This window comes from Paraburkholderia sp. Ac-20347 (assembly GCF_017104805.1).
GTDB lineage: Bacteria > Pseudomonadota > Gammaproteobacteria > Burkholderiales > Burkholderiaceae > Paraburkholderia > Paraburkholderia tropica.
Map to the genome: position 1 here is coordinate 1 of NZ_JAAGPN010000648.1, position 520 is coordinate 520.

1 protein-coding gene is annotated in these 520 nt (G+C 54.6%); it reads right to left on the reverse strand.

Annotated elements, in window-relative coordinates:
- Window positions 1-123 precede the first annotated feature (123 nt).
- On the reverse strand, window positions 124-520 hold a 397-nt coding region (locus G3N97_RS39215; RefSeq protein ID WP_241031114.1), incomplete at its 5' end, for a LysR family transcriptional regulator.

Here is a 520-nt window from a genome sequence, read left to right on the forward strand (position 1 = left end):
TTCGCCAGGTCGATGCCGATCGTTGTAATCTCCATGGTGGGCGCTCCCGCTGTTCGAGTGGTTGACGACACTTCCACTCTGGCACATCAATGCCTTTATAGGTGGGGGCGTCCATCCCATTGCTTACAGTGAATCAGCATTGACGGCGACAGCAATGTTCACGGGAGGGAACTTCCCAACCTTCATGACCCAGAGCGCTTCCTCCTCGAGTAGGCGCACTGCCATGATGTAGCGAAGGATTGCTTCATTGGCTTGAGTCGGCGCTACCACTGGCTTGCGTAACAGCAGCGTCGCACCAACCGCGCTCTCCAGGCTTTTTACCCGCTGAGATATCGCTCCCGGCGATATGTGGAGCATGGTCGCCGCCTTCCTGAAATGCTGGCCTTCCAGGAAGGTCGCGAATGTTTCCAATTGCTGTCGATCTAACATACCGGATTTACGGGAAATCTGAACCTTTGCGACGCACTGGTTCCAGCACCGTGTCTTTGATATAACCCCAAAAAAGCGTTCAGTGGTCGGT